At 71.4% G+C, this 18,136-nt stretch carries 11 protein-coding genes; 6 read left to right on the top strand and 5 right to left on the bottom strand.

What is annotated here, in order from left to right; all coding sequences use genetic code 11:
* Window positions 1-236: 236 nt before the first annotated feature.
* Window positions 237-3,503, top strand: a complete 3,267-nt coding sequence (locus tag DSM112329_RS19345) for an FG-GAP-like repeat-containing protein (RefSeq protein ID WP_354698197.1) — start codon at window positions 237-239, stop codon at window positions 3,501-3,503.
* A 101-nt stretch (window positions 3,504-3,604) separates the two neighbouring features.
* Here the strand turns inward: DSM112329_RS19345 and DSM112329_RS19340 are convergent, their stop codons facing one another.
* The gene (locus tag DSM112329_RS19340; RefSeq protein WP_354698196.1) at window positions 3,605-5,845 is read right to left on the bottom strand and encodes a CocE/NonD family hydrolase; all 2,241 of its coding nucleotides are present in this window, start codon (window positions 5,843-5,845) and stop codon (window positions 3,605-3,607) included.
* Window positions 5,846-5,982: 137 nt separating this feature from the next.
* Between DSM112329_RS19340 and DSM112329_RS19335 the strand changes: the two genes are divergently transcribed.
* Complete coding sequence (locus DSM112329_RS19335; protein WP_354698195.1) at window positions 5,983-7,200, top strand: helix-turn-helix domain-containing protein; 1,218 nt, start codon at window positions 5,983-5,985, stop codon at window positions 7,198-7,200.
* Between the two features lie 39 nt (window positions 7,201-7,239).
* Here the strand turns inward: DSM112329_RS19335 and DSM112329_RS19330 are convergent, their stop codons facing one another.
* Window positions 7,240-7,986: a hypothetical protein gene (locus tag DSM112329_RS19330; protein WP_354698194.1), complete on the bottom strand. Its 747-nt coding sequence runs from the start codon at window positions 7,984-7,986 to the stop codon at window positions 7,240-7,242.
* A gap of 188 nt (window positions 7,987-8,174) precedes the next feature.
* Between DSM112329_RS19330 and DSM112329_RS19325 the strand changes: the two genes are divergently transcribed.
* A complete protein-coding gene (locus tag DSM112329_RS19325) occupies window positions 8,175-8,342 on the top strand; it encodes a hypothetical protein (protein ID WP_354698193.1) in 168 nt (55 codons plus the stop codon).
* 160 nt (window positions 8,343-8,502) lie between these two features.
* On the opposite strand, the gene DSM112329_RS19320 is transcribed toward DSM112329_RS19325, so the two are convergent.
* Window positions 8,503-9,468: a YihY/virulence factor BrkB family protein gene (locus DSM112329_RS19320; protein ID WP_354698192.1), complete on the bottom strand. Its 966-nt coding sequence runs from the start codon at window positions 9,466-9,468 to the stop codon at window positions 8,503-8,505.
* A gap of 84 nt (window positions 9,469-9,552) precedes the next feature.
* Window positions 9,553-10,074 (bottom strand): ferritin-like domain-containing protein, encoded by a 522-nt coding sequence (locus tag DSM112329_RS19315; protein ID WP_354698191.1) that lies wholly within the window; start codon window positions 10,072-10,074, stop codon window positions 9,553-9,555.
* 167 nt (window positions 10,075-10,241) lie between these two features.
* Here DSM112329_RS19315 and DSM112329_RS19310 point away from each other — a divergent pair, with 167 nt between their 5' ends.
* From DSM112329_RS19310 to DSM112329_RS19300, 3 genes are all read left to right on the top strand, one after another.
* On the top strand, window positions 10,242-11,117 hold the full coding sequence (locus DSM112329_RS19310) for a Ku protein (RefSeq protein WP_354698190.1): 876 nt from the start codon (window positions 10,242-10,244) through the stop codon (window positions 11,115-11,117).
* A gap of 98 nt (window positions 11,118-11,215) precedes the next feature.
* Window positions 11,216-15,727, top strand: a complete 4,512-nt coding sequence (gene gltB / locus DSM112329_RS19305; protein ID WP_354698189.1) for a glutamate synthase large subunit — start codon at window positions 11,216-11,218, stop codon at window positions 15,725-15,727.
* Window positions 15,727-17,232 carry a glutamate synthase subunit beta gene (locus tag DSM112329_RS19300; RefSeq protein ID WP_354698188.1) on the top strand — a complete coding sequence of 502 codons (1,506 nt, stop codon included), beginning with the start codon at window positions 15,727-15,729 and terminating at the stop codon, window positions 17,230-17,232. The genes gltB and DSM112329_RS19300 overlap by 1 nt, the downstream gene beginning before the upstream one ends.
* 20 nt (window positions 17,233-17,252) lie before the next feature.
* Here the strand turns inward: DSM112329_RS19300 and DSM112329_RS19295 are convergent, their stop codons facing one another.
* Window positions 17,253-18,110: a hypothetical protein gene (locus DSM112329_RS19295; RefSeq protein ID WP_354698187.1), complete on the bottom strand. Its 858-nt coding sequence runs from the start codon at window positions 18,108-18,110 to the stop codon at window positions 17,253-17,255.
* Between the last annotated feature and the right edge of the window lie 26 nt (window positions 18,111-18,136).

Genomic DNA, 18,136 nt, shown 5'->3' with positions numbered 1-18,136 from the left:
CGCCGCGAGCGGTTCCTCCGCGGTGCGTGCGGCCGCCCGTTGCTGCGCCCAGGAGGAGAAGCATCATGCCCGTATCATCCCGCCGCACCCGCCTCCGGCCGGAGGGGTGGCGACGCGCGGCGTCGGCCCTGGGCCTCCTGGCCCTGATGTGCCTCAGCAGCCCAGGCCCCGCCGCTGCAGCACCGCTGTACCCGGGCACCCTCACGACGCTGACGTCCGGGAGCAGTCCTGCGTCGGTGGCGACCGAGGACCTGAACGGCGACGGCAAGCCCGACCTCGTCACGGCGAACGCGGGGAGCAACACGGTGTCGGTGCTGCTCGCGACAGGCAACGGTGCCTTCGCGCCCAAGTCCGACTACCCGACCGGCGTTCGTCCCGAGTCGGTGGCGATCGGCGACCTGAACGGCGACGGCAAACTCGACCTCGTCACGGCCAACCTCGCGGCCGACTCGCTGTCTGTGCGGCTTGGCGACGGGACCGGCACCTTCGGTGCGGTGACGACCGTCGTCGCGCCGGGCGGACCGTACTCAGTGGCCATCGGCGACCTCGACCGCGACGGCAACGCCGACCTCGCGGTGACCGCGCTCACCGCCGGCAAGGTGTCCGCCTTCTACGGCGTCGGCGATGGGACCTTCGCGCCGCGGATCGACCACACCACGGCCAGCAGTCCCTTCTCCGTTGCGCTCAAGGACCTCAACGGCGACAACACGCTCGACATCGTCACCGCGAGCGACAACGGCAACAACGTCGCGGTTCTCTACGGACAGCCCAACCGCGTCTTCTCGCCGGCCGTCATCATCCAGACCGGGAGCGGCGGCTCGACGGGCGTGGCGATCGCGGACCTCGACGGCGATGGCGACTCCGACCTCGTCACCGCGAACACGCAACGCGCCAAGACCATCTCGGTCCTCCTGTACGACGGGAGCACGGGGAACTTCACGTTCAAGGCCGACTACATCACCGGCCTCGAGCCGGACAGCCTGGCGATCGGCGACCTCAACGGCGACGGCAAGCCCGACGTCGTGACCGGAAACGTCGCCGACTCCACCGTGTCGGTGCTGCTCGGATCCGGCAGCGGGTCGTTTGCGACCCACGTCGACTACGCGACCGGCAGCGGCCCGAAGGCGGTCCTCATCCGTGATCTCGACGGTGACGGGGATGCCGACGTCGCCACCGCCGACGGTGGCCTGGGCGTCGGCAACACCGTGACCGTGCTCGTTGGCCGGGGCGACGGGACGCTCGGCTCCGCGACCTCCAGGCCGGCCGACATCGCCATCTCCGGTTCGGCGTCGCTCGCGACGGGCTTCCTCGACGGCGGCACCACGCGAGACGTGGCCGTCGTCCAGCCCGGGAACGACAAGGTCTCGGTGCTGCTCGGCGATGGCAACGGCGGGTTCGCCAAGACGGACTACCCCACCGGGAACAACCCGCAGTCGGTGGCGATCTCCGATCTCAACGGCGATGGTCACGCCGACCTGGCGATCGCGAACGTGGGAGGCGATGTGTCGGTGCTGCTCGGGAGCGGCGCCGGGACCTTCGGTGCGACGGTCTCGGTCGCGTCCGGGCTCGGTCCGCAGTCGGTCGCGACCGGCGACTTCGACGGCGACGGTGACGCCGACCTCGCCGTCGCCGATCTCACGGCCGGCAAGGTGGCCGTGCTCATCGGCAACGGTGACGGCACGTTCGCGCAACCCGTGGTCTACGTGGCCGGCGACCGGGCGCTCGTCGTGGTCGTCGGCGACCTGAACGGCGACGGCAGGCTCGACCTCGTCACCGCGAACGACCGGCCGAAGAACGTCTCGGTGCTGTTCGGGAACGGCGACGGCACCTTTCCGGCGTCCGCCGCCACGTTCACCTTCGGGACAGACCCCGGCGGGGTGAACGGCTCGCGCGACGTGGCGATCGGCGACCTCAACGGGGACGGCAGGCCCGACCTCGTCACCGCCAACGGCATCGCCAGCGACACCGTGACGGTCCTGCTCGGCGACGGAGCCGGAGGGTTCACCCAGAAGGGTGACTACGGCGTGGGCACGCGCCCCTTCGGGGTGGCGATCGCCGACCTGGACGGCGACGGCAAGCTCGACGTCGTCACCGCCGACCGCCTGGGCGCGCGGGCCTCCGTGCTCACCGGGGACGGCACCGGAGCCCTGGGCCTCGCGACCGGCTACCCGACGGGCGCCGGGCCGATCGCCGTGGCCGTCGGCGACTTCACTAGCGACGGGCTGCCCGACCTCGTCACGTCGAACTTCCAGGATCGCAGCCTGTCCCTGCTGCCGCACCTGGCCAGTGCGACGACGGCGACGCTGACTCCGCCCGCGGTGGCGTTCGGCGCGCGCACGGTCGGCACCACCTCAGCTGCCTCGACGTTGACGTTCACGAGCACGGCAGGCAAGCCGGCGATCGGCGGTCCGGCCGCCCTGTCCGGGGCCGACGCCACGTCGTTCGCGATCGCGAACGACGGCTGCGTCGGCAAGACCGTGGCGTTCCAGCAGACGTGCACGATCACGGTCACCTTCACGCCCGTGACCACCGGCGCCAAGACCGCCACGATCAGCCTCCCGAGCTCCGCCGCGGGCTCACCGCACACTGCGACGCTGACCGGGAGCGGGACCGCCACAGGCGGCGGTGGCGGCGGCAGTGGCGGCGGAGGCGGAGGCAGCGGGCCCGGCGGTGGCGGCGGTGGTGGCACGACCACCCCGGCCACGCCGACGGCGCCGGTGACCCCCGGCAGTGCGACCCCGGGCGGTGCAACCCCCGGACCGGGCGGCCTACCGGTTCCAGGCCCGCCGTCAGGGCTGGGGACCACCGGCACCGCGCCGGCTGCGTCCGCAACGGTCTCCGGCACGAGCGGCGCAACCGGCCTGCCGACGCTCGCTGCGACCACCCGTCTCGGTCAGCTCCCGGCCGGCCTGCGGCTCTACCGCGCCCGCGTCACCGACGGACGATTGGACATCCTGGCCTCGATCGACCGCCGCGCCACCGGCATCGTCCGTGCGACGTACCGCGCCGCAGGGATGGTCCGGTCGTTCGCCGTCCCGATCCCCGCCACGCCCGGGCTGCTCCGCCTGACCACGTCCCTGCCGCCGCGGATGGCGCGGTTGGGCACGGGCATCCTCACGCTCGCGTACGCCGGCAACCGCTCGCTCGGGCCCGACGACCTGCGGGCCCGGTCCGCCGACTCCCCGGCGGCACTGGTCGTGACCGCCGCCGCGATCGCCACAGGGCGGCTCACGGCCTCGGGGACCGTCGCCCGGCGGGCGACCGGCACCATCCGATTCCGCTACGCCTACGTGAAGGACGATCGCGTCTTCAACCTCGACCTGCGAGCCCTGATCGTCCGCGGCACCTGGAAGATCGACCGGACCCTCCCGAACGGAACGCCCCCCGGCGGGACCCTGACCGTCGGCTACACCGGGAGCCTCACTCGTGACATCGCGGGCGGGCAGGCGGTCCGGACGATCACGGCGGTGCGGCGGACGGAGGGCCGCCGCACCGGAGCGTGAGCGACTGCCGACCTGATCTTCGATGACCGGTCGGTCCGCGGGTTCATCGTCGCCGACTGGTTCGCGGCCCGAGGCACGACGCCCTGCTCAGCGACGCGGGGTCACCGGCCCAGGCGCACCGTCCGCTTCAGGAGCACGGTGTTGCCCGAGCGGACGACCAGCGAGTACGTGCCCTTGGCCAGTGCCCGGCCGCCGGTCCGCCTGAGCGTCACGGCCCGCGTGCGCCTGCCCACGGTCATCGACGCGGAGCGGGCGAGGACTGTGGTCCCGCGGCGCAGCTGCACCGTCACGCGCCTGACCGCCGGGCCGCGCTGGACGCGCACGTCGATGCGGACGCCCCGGCGCGCGGTCCGGCCGCGGAAGCGGACGGTGAGCTTCGGCTTCGCCGCCGTGGCCGGCGCGGCCGCGCGGGTGCCGACGAGCGCGTAGCTCCCGCCGGGCTGCGGGACCGGGTTGCGCCGGCACGCCTGGTTGAGCAGCGCGCCGCACGCCGGCCGGTCCGACCTGACGTTCGCGTCGCGGAGCAGCCCGAGCACGAGGCGCGACGGGTGGTCCTTGCCGTAGTGGACCTTCACCGTCTGCGGGGTCAGGACGCTCGTGTAGCCCCAGAGGCCGGTGATGCTCGGCTGCTCCACGTAGATGCGGACGCTCGACCCGGGGCGGAACGTGTGGCCCGACGGGAACAGCTCGACGCGCAGCAGTTGCGGCTTGCCGGCCGGCATGTCGGCGGTCGACGCCTTCGTGTGCGGGTGCCACGGCTGCAGGGCGGTCGAGCGCTTCGCGTCGAGCGCACGGTGGGAGGCGCGCAGCCAGCCGCGCTGGATGTAGACCTCCTGGCCGTCGGGGCGGACCTCGGTGATCGTCGTCTGCAGGTCGACGTCCGGCGCGGTGGTGGAGACCCAGAGGTCGGCGCTGGACGGCCCGTACGTCGTCGCGGTGTTGCTCAGCGGCGGCGTCGTGAAGGCCGCGCGGCCGGCCGCCAGATCGGGCACGACGGTCCACGTGCTCACGTTCAGCGCCTCCTGCAGCCCCTGCGAGGAGGTGTCGACGACGGGCGGCGACGGAAGCGGGTAGACGTAGGACGCCGAGCCGGACGGGCCGTCCGCCGGTCCGCCCATCCGCCCGTCCGGCCCCAGGTAGAGGTCCGCCTGGTCGACCGTCCCCGGCAGGCGGTCGACGGTGGTGATTGAGCGCGGGTCGCTGTCCAGGCCCGTCTCGTGCCAGACCTGCATGCGCGGCGTCTTCTCGAAGCCGTTGTCGATGCCCTTCAGGAAGTGGTCGTAGAAGCCCCCGAGGGTCTTCAGCATCACGCTCGAGTGCTGGTAGACGAGGTGGTTGCCGTTGGACGAGATGAGCCACGTCCGCTCCGGATCCAGCTGGTCCCAGTAGGACGCCTGCCGGGACCCGGTCTCCTCGTCCTGCCACGTGCGGACGCCGAGCGCGGGCACGTCGATGTCCTTCACCCAGTTGATGCTGCTGTGGTCGTGGTGCCACTGGTCGTCGTACGGGTGCTGCGGGATCTGGACCGCGAGCTGGTTCAGGTTGTTGGGCGCGGCGTGCGCGAGGTAGTTCCCGAGGCACTCGTTGTCGCCCGCCTTCGACGAGCGCTGCATCCCCAGCGTCCAGTCGACGTTCAGGGTGGCGCCCCACTCCGGCGGGAACACCGCGTTAAGGATGCCGCCGGGGTAGCCGATGTCGCGGTAGGTGTCGGAGACGACGTTCGCCGGGGTGATCGCGACGAGGTGCTTCGGGCGCTCGGCGGCGACCCAGAGCTGCATGATGCCGCCGTAGGAGTAGCTGTACATCGCGACCTTGCCGTTGGCCCAGGGCTGCTCGGCCATCCAGTCGATCGCGAACGCCCCGTCCTTGGCCTGCTGCTTGTCGAAGAGGTCCCAGACCCCGGTCGAGCAGCCCGACCCGCGCAGGCTCACGCCGACCACCGCGTAGCCCTTTTTGAGCATCGCCGGGACGAACGTGTCGTTGGCGCGCGTCGGGTCGCTGCCCGCCGAGTAGCCCTCGTACTGCAGCAGGACCGGGAACGGTCCCTTGCCCTCGGGCAGCAGCGCCGTGTACTTCAGCTTCGTGCCGTCCGGCAGCGGGACGTAGCCCGCCTTCTCGGTACCCGGCAGTGGCGCGACCGCCCCCACCTGCGCGTCCGCGGCGGCGGGCACCGCGCACGCCAGGACGATCACGATCAGCAGACCCCTGAGCCACCCCATGGGCTGGTTGTCGGCGCCGGATCGACACCGCTGCAGCAGCGGTGTCCGGTCGGGAACACCCGCGGGGTTCCCCGTCACCACGTCCTGCCCCGTCGGCTCGACCCGCGCGATCCTGCTCCTCATCCGTGACCCCTCGCCGCTGCTGACCCTGTCGGCTCGACCCCGTGCCGACACTCGGGGGAGACAATGACGAACTCGTTCCCCGCTGCCAACGGATCCCGCGTAGATTGCGCATGCGGCTTATCACCGGGTGACAACGAGTGTTCCACGACCTACATCCGTGCCGGCACCCGGACCTCCCGGCGCGCCTGCGAGACGAGACCGAGCGGGCGACCGCCGTCGTCCTCGAACGCGTCCTCGAGGAGATCCCGCTCTACCGCACGCTGGACCCCGTCCAGCTCGCCGACGTGCGCGAGACGGTGCGCATCGGCTACGAGGCCACGCTGGAGCTGTGGGCCGCCGGGCGGCTCGCGGCGCCCGAGCAGCTGCCGCCGTTCCGGGACAACGGCGCCACCCGGGCCGCCGAGGGACGGCCGCTGCCGCTCGTCCTGCGCGCGTATCGCGTCAGCGGGCTCGGCATCTACGACTACGTCGTGGACCACCCGGAGGTCCGGCTGGACCCCGAGGAGGAGCGGAACTTCGCCCGCCTCACGATGGCGTTCGTCGACCAGCTCTCCAACGAGGTCACCCTCGGCTACGTGGAGACGACCGGCCAGCTGGCCAATCAGCAGGGCCGGGCGCGGCGCGAGTTCCTCGAGGATCTTCTGGCCGGGCGGCTCCTGGGCGCCGCGGAGGTCGACGAACGCGCGTCGACCCTCGGTCTGGTCCTCCCGCGCAGCCCGCGCCTGATCGTCGCCGCGCCCCGCCTGGGGGACGGCAGCGGCCTCGTCGACCACGCCCGGATCGCGCTACGGGAACTCGACCGGTCGCACCAGGCCGACGACGACACGCCGTTCCGCCTGCAGCTGATCACGCGGGGCCAGCTCGTCCTGATCGACCAGGCGGCGGACCCCGCGCACGTCCGGCGCGCACTCGACGCCGCGGGGCTGACCGGCGTCGTCCTGACCGTCGAGAACCTCGTGGACCTCGCCGGCGCGTACCAGCAGGCCCGCCACGTGCACGAGTACCTCCGCACCGCGGTGGTGTCCGCCGGCACCGTGGTCGCCGGCGACGAGGCGTCGTTGCTGGCGGTGCTCGCGAAGGCGCGGGGCGACGCGCTGACCAAGCCGGCGACCAGCGCGATCCTGGGCGACCTGCTGACCCCGGCACATGCGGTCCTGCTGGAGACGCTGGACGCGTACTTCCTCACGGGCAACTCGGTGTCCGCCGCGCATCGGCTCGGCGTGCACGCCCAGACGATGCGCTATCGCCTCAAGCGCATCCGCGAGATCACCGGTCGCGACCCTGGCCTCGGCTGGGACCGCTTCCTGCTGGAGACCGCGCTGCGCCTGTCGGACCGTCCCGACCGCGTGACCTGACCGGCGGCCGCCGTCGCTTGCCCGTCCTTTCCGACTGGGTCAGGCCGGTGAGCCCGGAGTCGGCGCGCCACCGACGAGGTTGTCCCAGCGGCGAACGACCGGCTCCCAGCGCTCATCGAACTCCGCTGCACGCCGGGTCGCCCGCGCCTCCTCCTTGGGGCCGTACCAGCGCCGCGCCCACCGCGAGCCCGGCCGCGCGATGCGGATCGCGCCGCCCAGCGCCACCGGCGGCATGAACAGGCCGAAGAGCGCAGCCCGGTACTTCCCCTTCGCCAGCGCGCACACGACGACGCAGCCGTGGACGACCAAGGCCGCGCTCAGGCCGATGCGGGCGACGAGCTCCCCGCCGCCCGGGCTCTCGGTGCCGACCGGGGACAGGCCGACGAGGCTGAGCCCCAGGCACGCGGCAGTCAGGCTGACGATGTTCACCGACAGCCGGCCCTCGCCGCTCCAGTAGACGTCCTGCAGGCGCAGGATCAGCGCGAACTCGTCGAGCACCAGCGAGACTCCCACGCCGACCAGGATCCCCGCGACCGGGCGCCACACGCCGTCCGTCGCCGAGCCGACGGCGACGAACGCGCCCACGCAGAGCACGACGATCCCCGGCACCGCATGGTGGACGTGCGTCCCGCCGGAGCTCACGTTGTCGTGGAACGGCCCGCGCCCGGAGCGGATCATGCGCGTGACCGTCCGCGTCACCACGAAGGTCACGACGAAGGCCACGAAGCAGAGCATGAGCGGCAGCTTGTGCCCGTCGACGACCTCGTCGTGCCACCAGTGGTGCATGGCGGGAGCGTAGGCCAGCCAAGCTGCCCGGACGTCGCAGCGGCTGGTTGCGTGCCGCCGGCAGGTCCGGTTCGCCATCACCGCCCCCGGCAACCGCGCTGACCGCGTCGCCCGGGTTCATCGCCAGCCGTTCGGGGCAGGGTGCCCTCAACGACATCCGTCTGGGAAGGCACTTCGTGAAGCTCGACATGTCAGCAAGCGGTCTGGTGGTCTCGTCGGCGATCGCCGGCGTCATCTTCCTGGCGACGGGCGCCGGGGTCGGCGAGGCGATCCTCGGGGCGATCATCGTCACGGCGATCTCCGCGGTGATCGGCGGGAGCATCCGCCTGGCGATTGCGCGGTCCCGCGGGAGGTGACGCGGACCGGCGCGCCAAGATCGCGGAGGTCATCGCCCTCCCTGCGTCCCCGCGCTCGGGCTACATCACCGGGGCGATCGTGCCGGCGGACGGTGGTCGCACCGCGGTGTGACCGAGGCCGCCGGGGCGAGGCGCAACCGGCGTCCGGCGGACCGGGAGCCTACGAGCGGTCGGTCGACGCCGTGACGCCGGCCACCGGCACTCCGGGCTCGCCCGGGGGCGGGGTGACGAACGGCGGTCCGCCGTCGGCCGTCAGTGCCAGCCGGCGGATCGTCGCGTTCAGCTCCGCGCCGTAGAGGAACGCGTTCGTCGTGATGAACAGCCACAGCAGCAGCAGGATCGCCGCGGTGAACGCGCCATACGCGGCGCCATAGCCTGGCGATGCCTTCAGGAAGAGGCCGAAGCCCGCCGACCCCGCGAGCCACACGACGACCGCGACAATCGCCCCCGGCGAGAGCCACGCGAGCTTGCGCGGCTCGATATCCGGGGCGTAGGCGTAGATCAGGCTGTAGGCGACCAGCGCAGCGAAGAACGCCGCCGGCCAACGGGCGATCGACCATATGGACGCCCCCGTGGACCCCAGGCCGATCGTCCCGAACAGGTCGTCCGCCAGCCCGCCGCCCAGGAACAACGCCACGAGCACCAGGATCAGCAGCAGGATCACGACGAGGGTCGCGGCGAGGTCGGTGAGCTTGCGGCGGATGAACGAGCGGTCCTCGTCGACCCCGTGCACCTTGTTCAGGGCCCGGCCGGCTGCGGCGTAGGCACCCGAGGCACCGTTCAGCGCCAAGGCGACCGCGACCACGAACGTCACGATCGACTGCCCGGACGAGGTCTGGACCATCTTCTCCAGGACGTCCCGCACGGAGTTGACGGTGTTCGGCGCCGCGCCGTTGTCGGCGAGGTACTGCGCTGCGTCGAGCGGCAGGTCCGGGCTGCCGGCCAGCGACAGCAGCGACACGACCATCAGCAGTGACGGGAACAGCGACAGCATCGCGTAGTACGTCAGCGACGCCGCGTTGTCCGTCATGCCGTGGTCCTGGTACCGCTTGAACGCCAGCCACGCGATGCGGGGCGGCGACGGGCGGTCCGGCAGGACGTCCTCGGGCTGTGACGCGGTGTCCATCGGACGAGATCGTGACCGGTCCGGCGGCGTCGGCGATGGCGGACCGGCAGGTCCGGTCACCGCACGACGCGCCGGCGGTGGGCGCTAGGCGCGGCCCTCGGCTTCGTACTCGCGCAGGTAGCCCTCGAAGAGCCGGCGGTGGCCCTCCTCATCGCGGAGGATCGCGATGACCATGTCGTTGGTGACCGGGTCGACGCCCTCGGTCTCCTCGATCACGAGGTTGTAGTGCTCGATCGCGCCGGTCTCGGCCTCGATGACGCCCTTGATGACGTGCACGATGTCGGTCTGCTCGGACGGCGGCTGCAGGTAGGTCTGCTCAGGCGTGAACTCGAGCGAACCGGGGACGACGCCGTAGAGCTCCTTGATCCGGTTCGCGAACTGCATCGCGTGGCCGAGCTCCTCCTGGATGTCCTCCTGGAGCGACTCGATGATCTCCTGGGCGCGGACGCCGTCGGGGTTGATCGAGTTCGTGATGTAGCTCATCACCGTCTCGATCTCCATCCAGTACGCCTTCTTCAGGAGCTCCAGGATGCGCTCGCGGGCTTCGGACTTGTCATCGGACAGGATGCCCTGGGCGGCACTGCGGGGGGCGGCGGACGTGGTCATGTGGCCTCCTTCTCAAGGTCGTTCGCGGGTCTCCCGTTCGCCTACCCGGCAGGTTCGAGGGCCAACCATGCAACGAGGCCCGAGCACACCGGCATACAGCCCGGCGGCATGAAATCCCTCGCCCACCGGAAGGCCGCGCTGGACCGATGCGGAAGACTTCACTCCCCATGGCACGCGCGATCTGGACCGGAGCCATCTCCTTCGGGCTCGTCACCATCCCCGTCAAGCTGTATGCGGCGGTGCAGTCGAAGTCCGTCAAGTTCAACCAGCTCGACGGGCAGGACCACCAGCGGATCCAGATGAAGCGGGTGAACGCGGCGACCGGCGAGGAGGTCCCGTACGCCCGGATCGTCAAGGGCTACGAGCTCGCAAAGGACCGCTACGTGATCATCGAGCCGGGGGAGCTCGAGTCGCTCGACCCGAAGAAGACGAAGACGATCGACATCGACGCCTTCGTCGACCTGGCCGAGATCGACCCGATCCACTACGACCACGCCTACTACCTGGCGCCGGCGCCGGGCGGGGCGAAGCCGTACCGCCTGCTGGTCGACACCATGGCGGAGACCGGCAAGGTCGCGATCGCCACCGTCGTCATCCGCTCCAAGGAGCAGCTGGTCGCCCTGCGGGCCGCAGGCGACGTCATGGCGATGACCACGATGGTCTTCCCCGACGAGGTCGTGGACCCGAAGACGCTGGACGAGATCCCGAACGCGGACGAGATCCAGAGCAGCGACCGCGAGCTCGCCATGGCGCGCCAGCTGGTCGAGTCGCTGGCCGACCCGTTCGAGCCGGGGCGCTACCGCGACACCTACCGCGAGCAGATCCTCGCGATGATCGAGCGCAAGGCCAACGGCGAGGTCGTCTCGGTCGAGGCGCCCGTCGAGGGCGAGGAGGCACCCGCGCCGGACCTCATGGCGGCGCTGAAGGCGTCCCTGGACGCCGCGCGCGCGGGCGATGACGCCGATGCGCCCGCAAAGAAGGCCCCGGCGAAGCGCAAGGCGCCCGCGGCGCCAAAGGCTGCGAAGACCCCGGCCACGAAGTAGCGGGCGTCGTGCGCTTCGGCGCGAGCTAAAGCTGCGGTAATATCGGGGGCTCGCCCTTCCGCGCCACGGCGCGCTTCCCCCCTCGCCGAACGCCCTATATGACTGAACGACTTCTCCGCCCCGGGGCCGATGGCCTCTACGACCCGCGCTACGAGCACGACGCCTGTGGCGTGGCCATGGTCGCCAAGCTCGACAACGTCGCGACGCACGACGTGGTCGAGAAGGCGCTCACCGCGCTCGACAACCTCGAGCACCGCGGTGCCGAGGGGGCGGACGTCAGAACGGGCGACGGGGCGGGCATCCTGACCCAGATCCCGCACGACTTCTTCCGGGGAGTCGTCGACTTCGAGCTCCCGGAGCCGGGTCGCTACGGCGTCTGCATGTGCTTCCTGCCGCAGGCGGCGGACCTGCGCGCCCAGGTCGAGCGCCTGATCGAGCTGAACGTGCGCGTCGAGGGCCAGATCGTCCTCGGCTGGCGCGACGTCCCGGTCGACGAGAACGAGGTCGGCGAGACCGCCAACCGCTCGCGCCCGTACGTCAAGCAGCTGTTCATCGAGGCCGGCCAGGGCCACTGCCACGACCAGGACGCGTTCGAGCGCAAGCTCTACGTGATCCGCCGCATCGTCGAGCTCGCCGCCGGCCCGGACTTCTACGCCTCGTCCTGCTCGTCGCGGACCATCGTCTACAAGGGCATGCTGATCGCGACCCAGATGCGGGGCTTCTTCCCGGATCTGGTCGACGAGCGCTTCAAGAGCGCCGTCGCGCTGGTCCACTCGCGCTTCTCCACGAACACGTTCCCGTCGTGGGACCTCGCGCACCCGTTCCGCGTGATCGCCCACAACGGCGAGATCAACACGCTGATGGGCAACGCCAACTGGATGCGCGCCCGCGAGTCGCAGCTGGCCAGCGAGCTGTTCGCCGGGGACCTGCAGAAGGTCATGCCGATCGTCCGCCCCGGCGGCTCGGACACGGCGACGTTCGACAACGTCCTCGAGCTGCTGATGCTCGCCGGCCGGTCGCTGCCGCACTCGGTGATGATGATGATCCCCGAGGCCTACGCCGGCCGCGAGGACCTGCCCGAGCACCTGAAGGGCTTCTACGCCTTCCACTCCTGCTTCATGGAGCCGTGGGACGGGCCCGCCGCGGTCTGCTTCACCGACGGCCGCGTCGTCGGCGCCACGCTGGACCGCAACGGGCTGCGTCCCGGCCGCTGGGTCCTGACCGAGGACGGCCACGTCATCCTCGGCTCGGAGGCCGGCATGCTCGGCATCCCCGCCGCCCAGGTGAAGCGCCTCGGCCGCCTCGCGCCCGGGAAGCTGTTCCTCATCGACCTCGAGCAGGGCCGCATCGTCGAGGACGAGGAGATCAAGGAGCAGGTCGCCACCGCCAAGCCGTACGGCAAATGGTACGCCGACCATGTCGTCCACTTCGACGACCTGCCGGTCCGCGAGCCCCTGGTCCCGCGCGTGGAGCCGCTCCCCGTCCGCCAGCTCGCCTTCGGCTACACGCAGGAGGACCTGCGCGTCACGCTGGCCCCGATGGCCGCCGCCGGCGAGGAGCCGCTCGGCTCGATGGGCAACGACAACGCCCTCGCCGTCCTGTCCGACAAGCGCCCCGCGCTTTTCGGCTACTTCAAGCAGCTCTTCGCCCAGGTCACGAACCCGCCGATCGACCCGATCCGCGAGGCGGTCGTCATGTCGCTCGCGACCGGCGTCGGCGCCGAGGGCAACCTGCTCGACGACGCGCCCGAGCACGCGCGGCAGCTCGCGATGGACCAGCCGATCCTGCGCAACCACGAGCTCGAGACGCTGCGCCAGGTCGACCACCCCGGGTTCAAGGCCCACTCGGTCGACATCACCTGGCCGGTCGCCGAGGGGCCGGACGGGATGCAGGCGCGCCTGGCCGCCGTCTGCGATGAGGCCTACGACGCCATCGAGTCGGGCGTCAACGTCCTGATCCTGTCGGACCGCAACCTGGCCAAGGACCGCGCCGCGATCCCGTCGCTGCTGGCCACCGCCGCCGTCCACAACCACCTGGTCCGCGAGGGCAACCGGCTGCAGACCGGCCTGGTCGTCGAGTCCGGCGAGCCGCGCGAGGTGCACCACTTCGCCACGCTGATCGGCTTCGGCGCCAGCGCCATCAACCCGTACGTGATGTTCGAGACGGTCGCGCAGCTCGTCGAGGAGGGCCGCGTGCGCGGCGTCGACGACGTCGCCACGGCCGAGAAGAACATCGTCAAGGGCATCGGCAAGGGCCTGCTGAAGACGATCTCGAAGATGGGGATCTCGACGGTCCAGTCCTACTGCGGCGCGCAGATCTTCGAGGCGGTCGGCCTCGACAAGACCGTCATCGACCGGCACTTCACCGGGACGGCGTCGCGGATCGGCGGCATCGACATGCCGATCATCGCCGAGGAGACGCTGCAGCGGCACGCGACCGGCTACCCCCGCCAGGAGACGATGGACATGCTGCCGGTCGGCGGCGTGTTCGCCTGGCGCCGGGACGGGGAGCACCACCAGTGGAACCCCGAGTCGATCGCGCTGATCCAGCACGCGGTCCGTTCGATGAACGGCAACGCGCAGGAGAAGTACGACGAGTTCGCGCGCCTGATCAACACGGATGCCGCGCGCCGCGCGACGCTCCGCGGGCTGCTCGACTTCAAGACCGACGGCATCACCCCGATCGACATCTCCGAGGTCGAGCCGGCGTCCGAGATCGTCAAGCGCTTCGCCACCGGCGCCATGTCGCTGGGATCGATCTCGACCGAGGCGCACGAGACGCTCGCGATCGCGATGAACCGCCTCGGCGGCCGCTCGAACACGGGCGAGGGCGGGGAGGACCCGCGCCGCTTCACGCGTGACGAGAACGGCGACTCCCGCCGCTCGTCGATCAAGCAGGTGGCCTCCGGCCGCTTCGGCGTGACCGCGCACTACCTCGTCAACGCCGACCAGATCCAGATCAAGATGGCGCAGGGCGCGAAGCCCGGCGAGGGCGGCCAGCTGCCCGGCCACAAGGTCGACAAGTACATCGGGTCGGTCCGCCACACCACGCCGGGCGTCGGCCTGATCTCGCCGCCGCCGCACCACGACATCTACTCGATCGAGGACCTCAAGCAGCTCATCTACGACCTGCGCTGCGCGAACCCGAAGGCGCAGGTCTCGGTCAAGCTCGTCGCCGAGGTCGGGGTCGGGACGGTCGCCACCGGCGTCGCGAAGGCGAACGCCGACCACGTCGTCATCGCCGGCCACGACGGCGGCACCGGCGCCTCGCCGGTCAGCTCGATCTACAACGCGGGCGTCCCGTGGGAGATCGGCCTCGCCGAGACCCAGCAGACGCTGCTGAAGAACTCGCTGCGCAACCGGATCGTCGTCCAGACCGACGGCCAGCTGAAGACGGGCCGCGACGTCGTCATCGGCGCGCTGCTCGGGGCCGACGAGTTCGGCTTCAGCACCGCCCCCCTGATCGCGACGGGCTGCATCATGATGCGCGCCTGCCACCTGAACACCTGTCCGGTCGGCATCGCGACGCAGGACCCCGAGCTCCGCAAGCGGTTCCAGGGCAAGCCCGAGCACGTCGTCAACTACTTCTTCTTCCTCGCGGAAGAGGTCCGTCAGATCATGGCGAAGCTCGGCGTGCGCACGTTCGACCAGCTGGTCGGCCGGACCGAGCTGCTCCACACCGACCCGGCGATCGACCACTGGAAGGCGCGCGGCGTCGACCTGTCCGGCCTGCTTGCGTTCCCGGAGGACGTCGACCCGTCGGCGCCCCGCAACCGCCTCGGCCCGCCGCCCGCCGTCCTCACCGACGCGCTCGACCACCAGCTGATCGAGCAGGCCATGGCGACGATCGACGGCGGCGAGCCCGTCGAGATCGACGCCAGCGTCCGCAACGTCAACCGCTGTGTCGGCGGCATGCTGTCCTCCAAGATCGCGGAGCTCCGCGGCGCCGAGGGCCTGCCGCCCGACAGCGTCAAGGTCACGTTCACCGGTTCGGCCGGGCAGTCGTTCGGCGGCTGGCTCGCGCCCGGCGTCGTCTTCGAGCTGCACGGCGACGCGAACGACTACACCGGCAAGGGCCTCTCCGGCGGCACCGTCAGCGTGACCCCGCCCGACGGCACGACGTTCCCGCCCGAGGACAACGTCATCGTCGGCAACACCGTGCTGTTCGGCGCGACCAAGGGCAAGGCGTTCTTCCGCGGCCTCGCAGGTGAGCGCTTCGCGGTCCGCAACTCGGGGGCCAGCGCGGTCGTCGAGGGCGTCGGCGACCACGGCTGCGAGTACATGACCGGCGGCACCGTTGTCGTGCTCGGAATGACCGGGCGCAACTTCGCGGCCGGCATGAGCGGCGGCCTGGCGTTCATCCTCGACGAGGACGACACGTTCAAGACGCGCGTGAACCCGGCGATGCTCGACCAGCTCGAGGAGCTGACCGACGGCGACGCCGAGACGCTGCGCGCGCTGGTCGCCGAGCACGCCGAGCGGACGGGATCCACCGTCGCGGAGCGCATCCTGGGCGACTTCGACAGCTACCGCGAGAAGTTCGTGAAGATCTTCCCGACCGACTACAAGCGCGTGCTCTCCGAGATCGCGGCCGAGGAGGCGATCGCCTGATGGGTGAGCTCGGAGGTTTCCTGAAGATCGAGCGCTCGAACGTCAAGTACAGCGACGCGAGCGAGCGGCTCTCCAACTACGAGGAGTTCCTCGTCCCCAAGCCGGTCGAGGAGCTGCGCGAGCAGGGCGCCCGCTGCATGGACTGCGGCGTCCCGTTCTGCCACAACGGCTGCCCGCTCGGCAACCTGATCCCGGACTGGAACGACCTGGTGTTCCGCGACCGCTGGCAGGACGCGATCCGCCAGCTGCACGCGACGAACAACTTCCCGGAGTTCACCGGCCGCCTGTGCCCCGCCCCGTGCGAGGCCGCCTGCGTGCTGGAGATCCGCGAGGGCGACGCCGTCACGATCAAGCAGGTCGAGAACTCGATCATCGACACCGCCTGGGAGAACGGCTGGGTCGTCCCCGAACCGCCGTCCGTCGAGACCGGGCGCAAGGTCGCCGTCATCGGCGGCGGTCCTGCCGGCCTCGCGGCGGCGCAGCAGCTGCGCCGCGCCGGCCACACGGTGGTGCTGTTCGAGCGCGACGAGGCGGTCGGCGGCCTGATGCGCTTCGGCGTCCCGGACTTCAAGATCGAGAAGTGGGTCATCGAGCGCCGCGCGGACCAGCTCCGCGCCGAGGGCGTCGACATCCGCACGGGGGTCGACATCGGCGTCGACGTCACCGCCGACCAGCTGCAGGAGGAGTACGACGCGATCGTGCTCTCCACCGGCTCGCGGGTCCCGCGCGACCTGGACGTCCCGGGCCGTGAGCTCGACGGCATCCACCCCGCGATGGACTACCTCTACGTCCGCAACCGCGCGGTGGCCGCCGGTGACGTGTCGCCGAAGGAGATCACCGCCGCCGGCAAGAACGTCGTCGTCATCGGCGGCGGGGACACCGGCGCGGACTGCGTCGGCAACTCCCTGCGCGAGGGCGCGCTGGAGGTCATCCAGCTGGAGCTCCTGCCCGAACCGCCCTCGAGCCGTCCCGACGACCGCACGCCGTGGCCCCTGTGGCCGCAGAAGTACCGGCTCTCCTACGCGATGGAGGAGGGCAAGGCCGTCGAGAAGGCCGAGCAGGACTACTCGATCGTCACGACGCACCTGGTCGGCAACGAGTCCGGCGGGGTCGCGGAGCTGCACTACGCCAGCGCTGCACCCGCGCCGCCGTTCGCGCCCGTCGAGGGGACCGAGGGCGTCTTCAAGGCCGACCTCGTCCTGCTCGCGATGGGCTTCCTGCACCCCGAGCCGGGGCTGCTGGACCAGTTCGGCCTGGGCAAGGACCCGCGCGGGAACATCAAGGCGCCGACCTACGAGACGTCGCAGCCCGGCGTCTTCGCGGCCGGCGACTGCCGCCGTGGCCAGTCGCTGATCGTGTGGGCCATCAACGAGGGTCGGCAGGCGGCCCGGATGGCCGATCGCTACCTGAGCACGCTTGCGGGCGCCGAGCCGGCGCTGGTCGGCGGCGGGGACGCGGACGAGGGCCCCGAGGGCCCGCCGGCGAAGGCGAACCCCGGCCTCTAAGCCTGGCTGGGTGGGGGCGGCTACTCGCCGCCCTGCACGCAGTCCTCGATCGCCGGCGCGTACTTCTCGCCGGCCGGGGCCATCACGGCCACGATGGTCCCGATGCGCAGGACCTTGCCGAACTCCTGGACCGCCGCCTCGACGGCCTTCGCCTCGCCCTCGTTCGTCTCGAACGAGATGCTCGTGAGGGTGTCGTCGGGGTGGGCGATCTCCACCGTGCCGGCGGTCTTCGTGGCCCCCTTGTCGCGGGCCGGGACGCCGCTGGCCAGCAGGCACCGGCGGAGCTGCTCGTCGGTGGGGAAGTCCGCTGCGAGCGCACCGACGGCGTAGGGCTCCTCGAGCGTCGTCGACGCTGACGCCGGGTCGTCGTCAGTGCCCGCGGCGGCTGCCTCGTCGGTGTCGGAGGCCGCGGTGCTGGGGGCGGTGGCCGCGGCCGGGGCGGACGCACCGGGCTTGATGCAGGCCTCGACGGCGTCCTGGTCGTCCGTGCCGGCCGGATCGATGACGGCGACGACGTTCCCCTCGCGGACCACCTGGCCGTACTGCTCGCCCAGGCTGGCCTTGAGCTCGGCGGCCTCTGCGTCCGGCTCGACGTAGATGGTCGTGCGGTCGCTGCCGTAGTCGATGCCGACGTACTCGGAGTCGTCGACGCTGGTCTGCGTCTCCGCCTTCACGCCGGCGCTCTGCAGGCAGCTCAGCACACCGGCGACGGTTGGCGCCGTGGCGGCGGCCGCGGCCGCCGTCGACGTGCTGGACGACGTCGCGGGGGTGGTCGTCGACGAGCCGGGCGAGGACGAGTCGTCACCGCCACACGCCGCGAGGGCGAGGCAGCAGCTCAGGACGGTGCCGCACACGACAGGACGGAAAGCGGAGCGCATAAGCGCGAACTTAGACCAAGTCGATT

It is taken from the genome of Paraconexibacter sp. AEG42_29 (assembly GCF_040581415.1).
GTDB lineage: Bacteria > Actinomycetota > Thermoleophilia > Solirubrobacterales > Solirubrobacteraceae > Paraconexibacter.
Note: the sequence above shows the minus strand (reverse complement) of the source record. Positions and strands in the feature narration are given on the sequence as shown.

Bases quoted from the DNA above. Each gene is read 5' to 3' on its own strand.
- DSM112329_RS19320 (WP_354698192.1), bottom strand. From the start codon at position 9,468: ATGGACACCGCGTCACAGCCCGAGGACGTCCTGCCGGACCGCCCGTCG.
- DSM112329_RS19315 (WP_354698191.1), bottom strand. From the start codon at position 10,074: ATGACCACGTCCGCCGCCCCCCGCAGTGCCGCCCAGGGCATCCTGTCC.
- DSM112329_RS19295 (WP_354698187.1), bottom strand. From the start codon at position 18,110: ATGCGCTCCGCTTTCCGTCCTGTCGTGTGCGGCACCGTCCTGAGCTGC.
- DSM112329_RS19310 (WP_354698190.1), top strand. From the start codon at position 10,242: ATGGCACGCGCGATCTGGACCGGAGCCATCTCCTTCGGGCTCGTCACC.
- DSM112329_RS19300 (WP_354698188.1), top strand. From the start codon at position 15,727: ATGGGTGAGCTCGGAGGTTTCCTGAAGATCGAGCGCTCGAACGTCAAG.
- DSM112329_RS19330 (WP_354698194.1), bottom strand. From the start codon at position 7,986: ATGCACCACTGGTGGCACGACGAGGTCGTCGACGGGCACAAGCTGCCG.
- DSM112329_RS19325 (WP_354698193.1), top strand. From the start codon at position 8,175: ATGTCAGCAAGCGGTCTGGTGGTCTCGTCGGCGATCGCCGGCGTCATC.
- gltB (WP_354698189.1), top strand. From the start codon at position 11,216: ATGACTGAACGACTTCTCCGCCCCGGGGCCGATGGCCTCTACGACCCG.
- DSM112329_RS19340 (WP_354698196.1), bottom strand. From the start codon at position 5,845: ATGAGGAGCAGGATCGCGCGGGTCGAGCCGACGGGGCAGGACGTGGTG.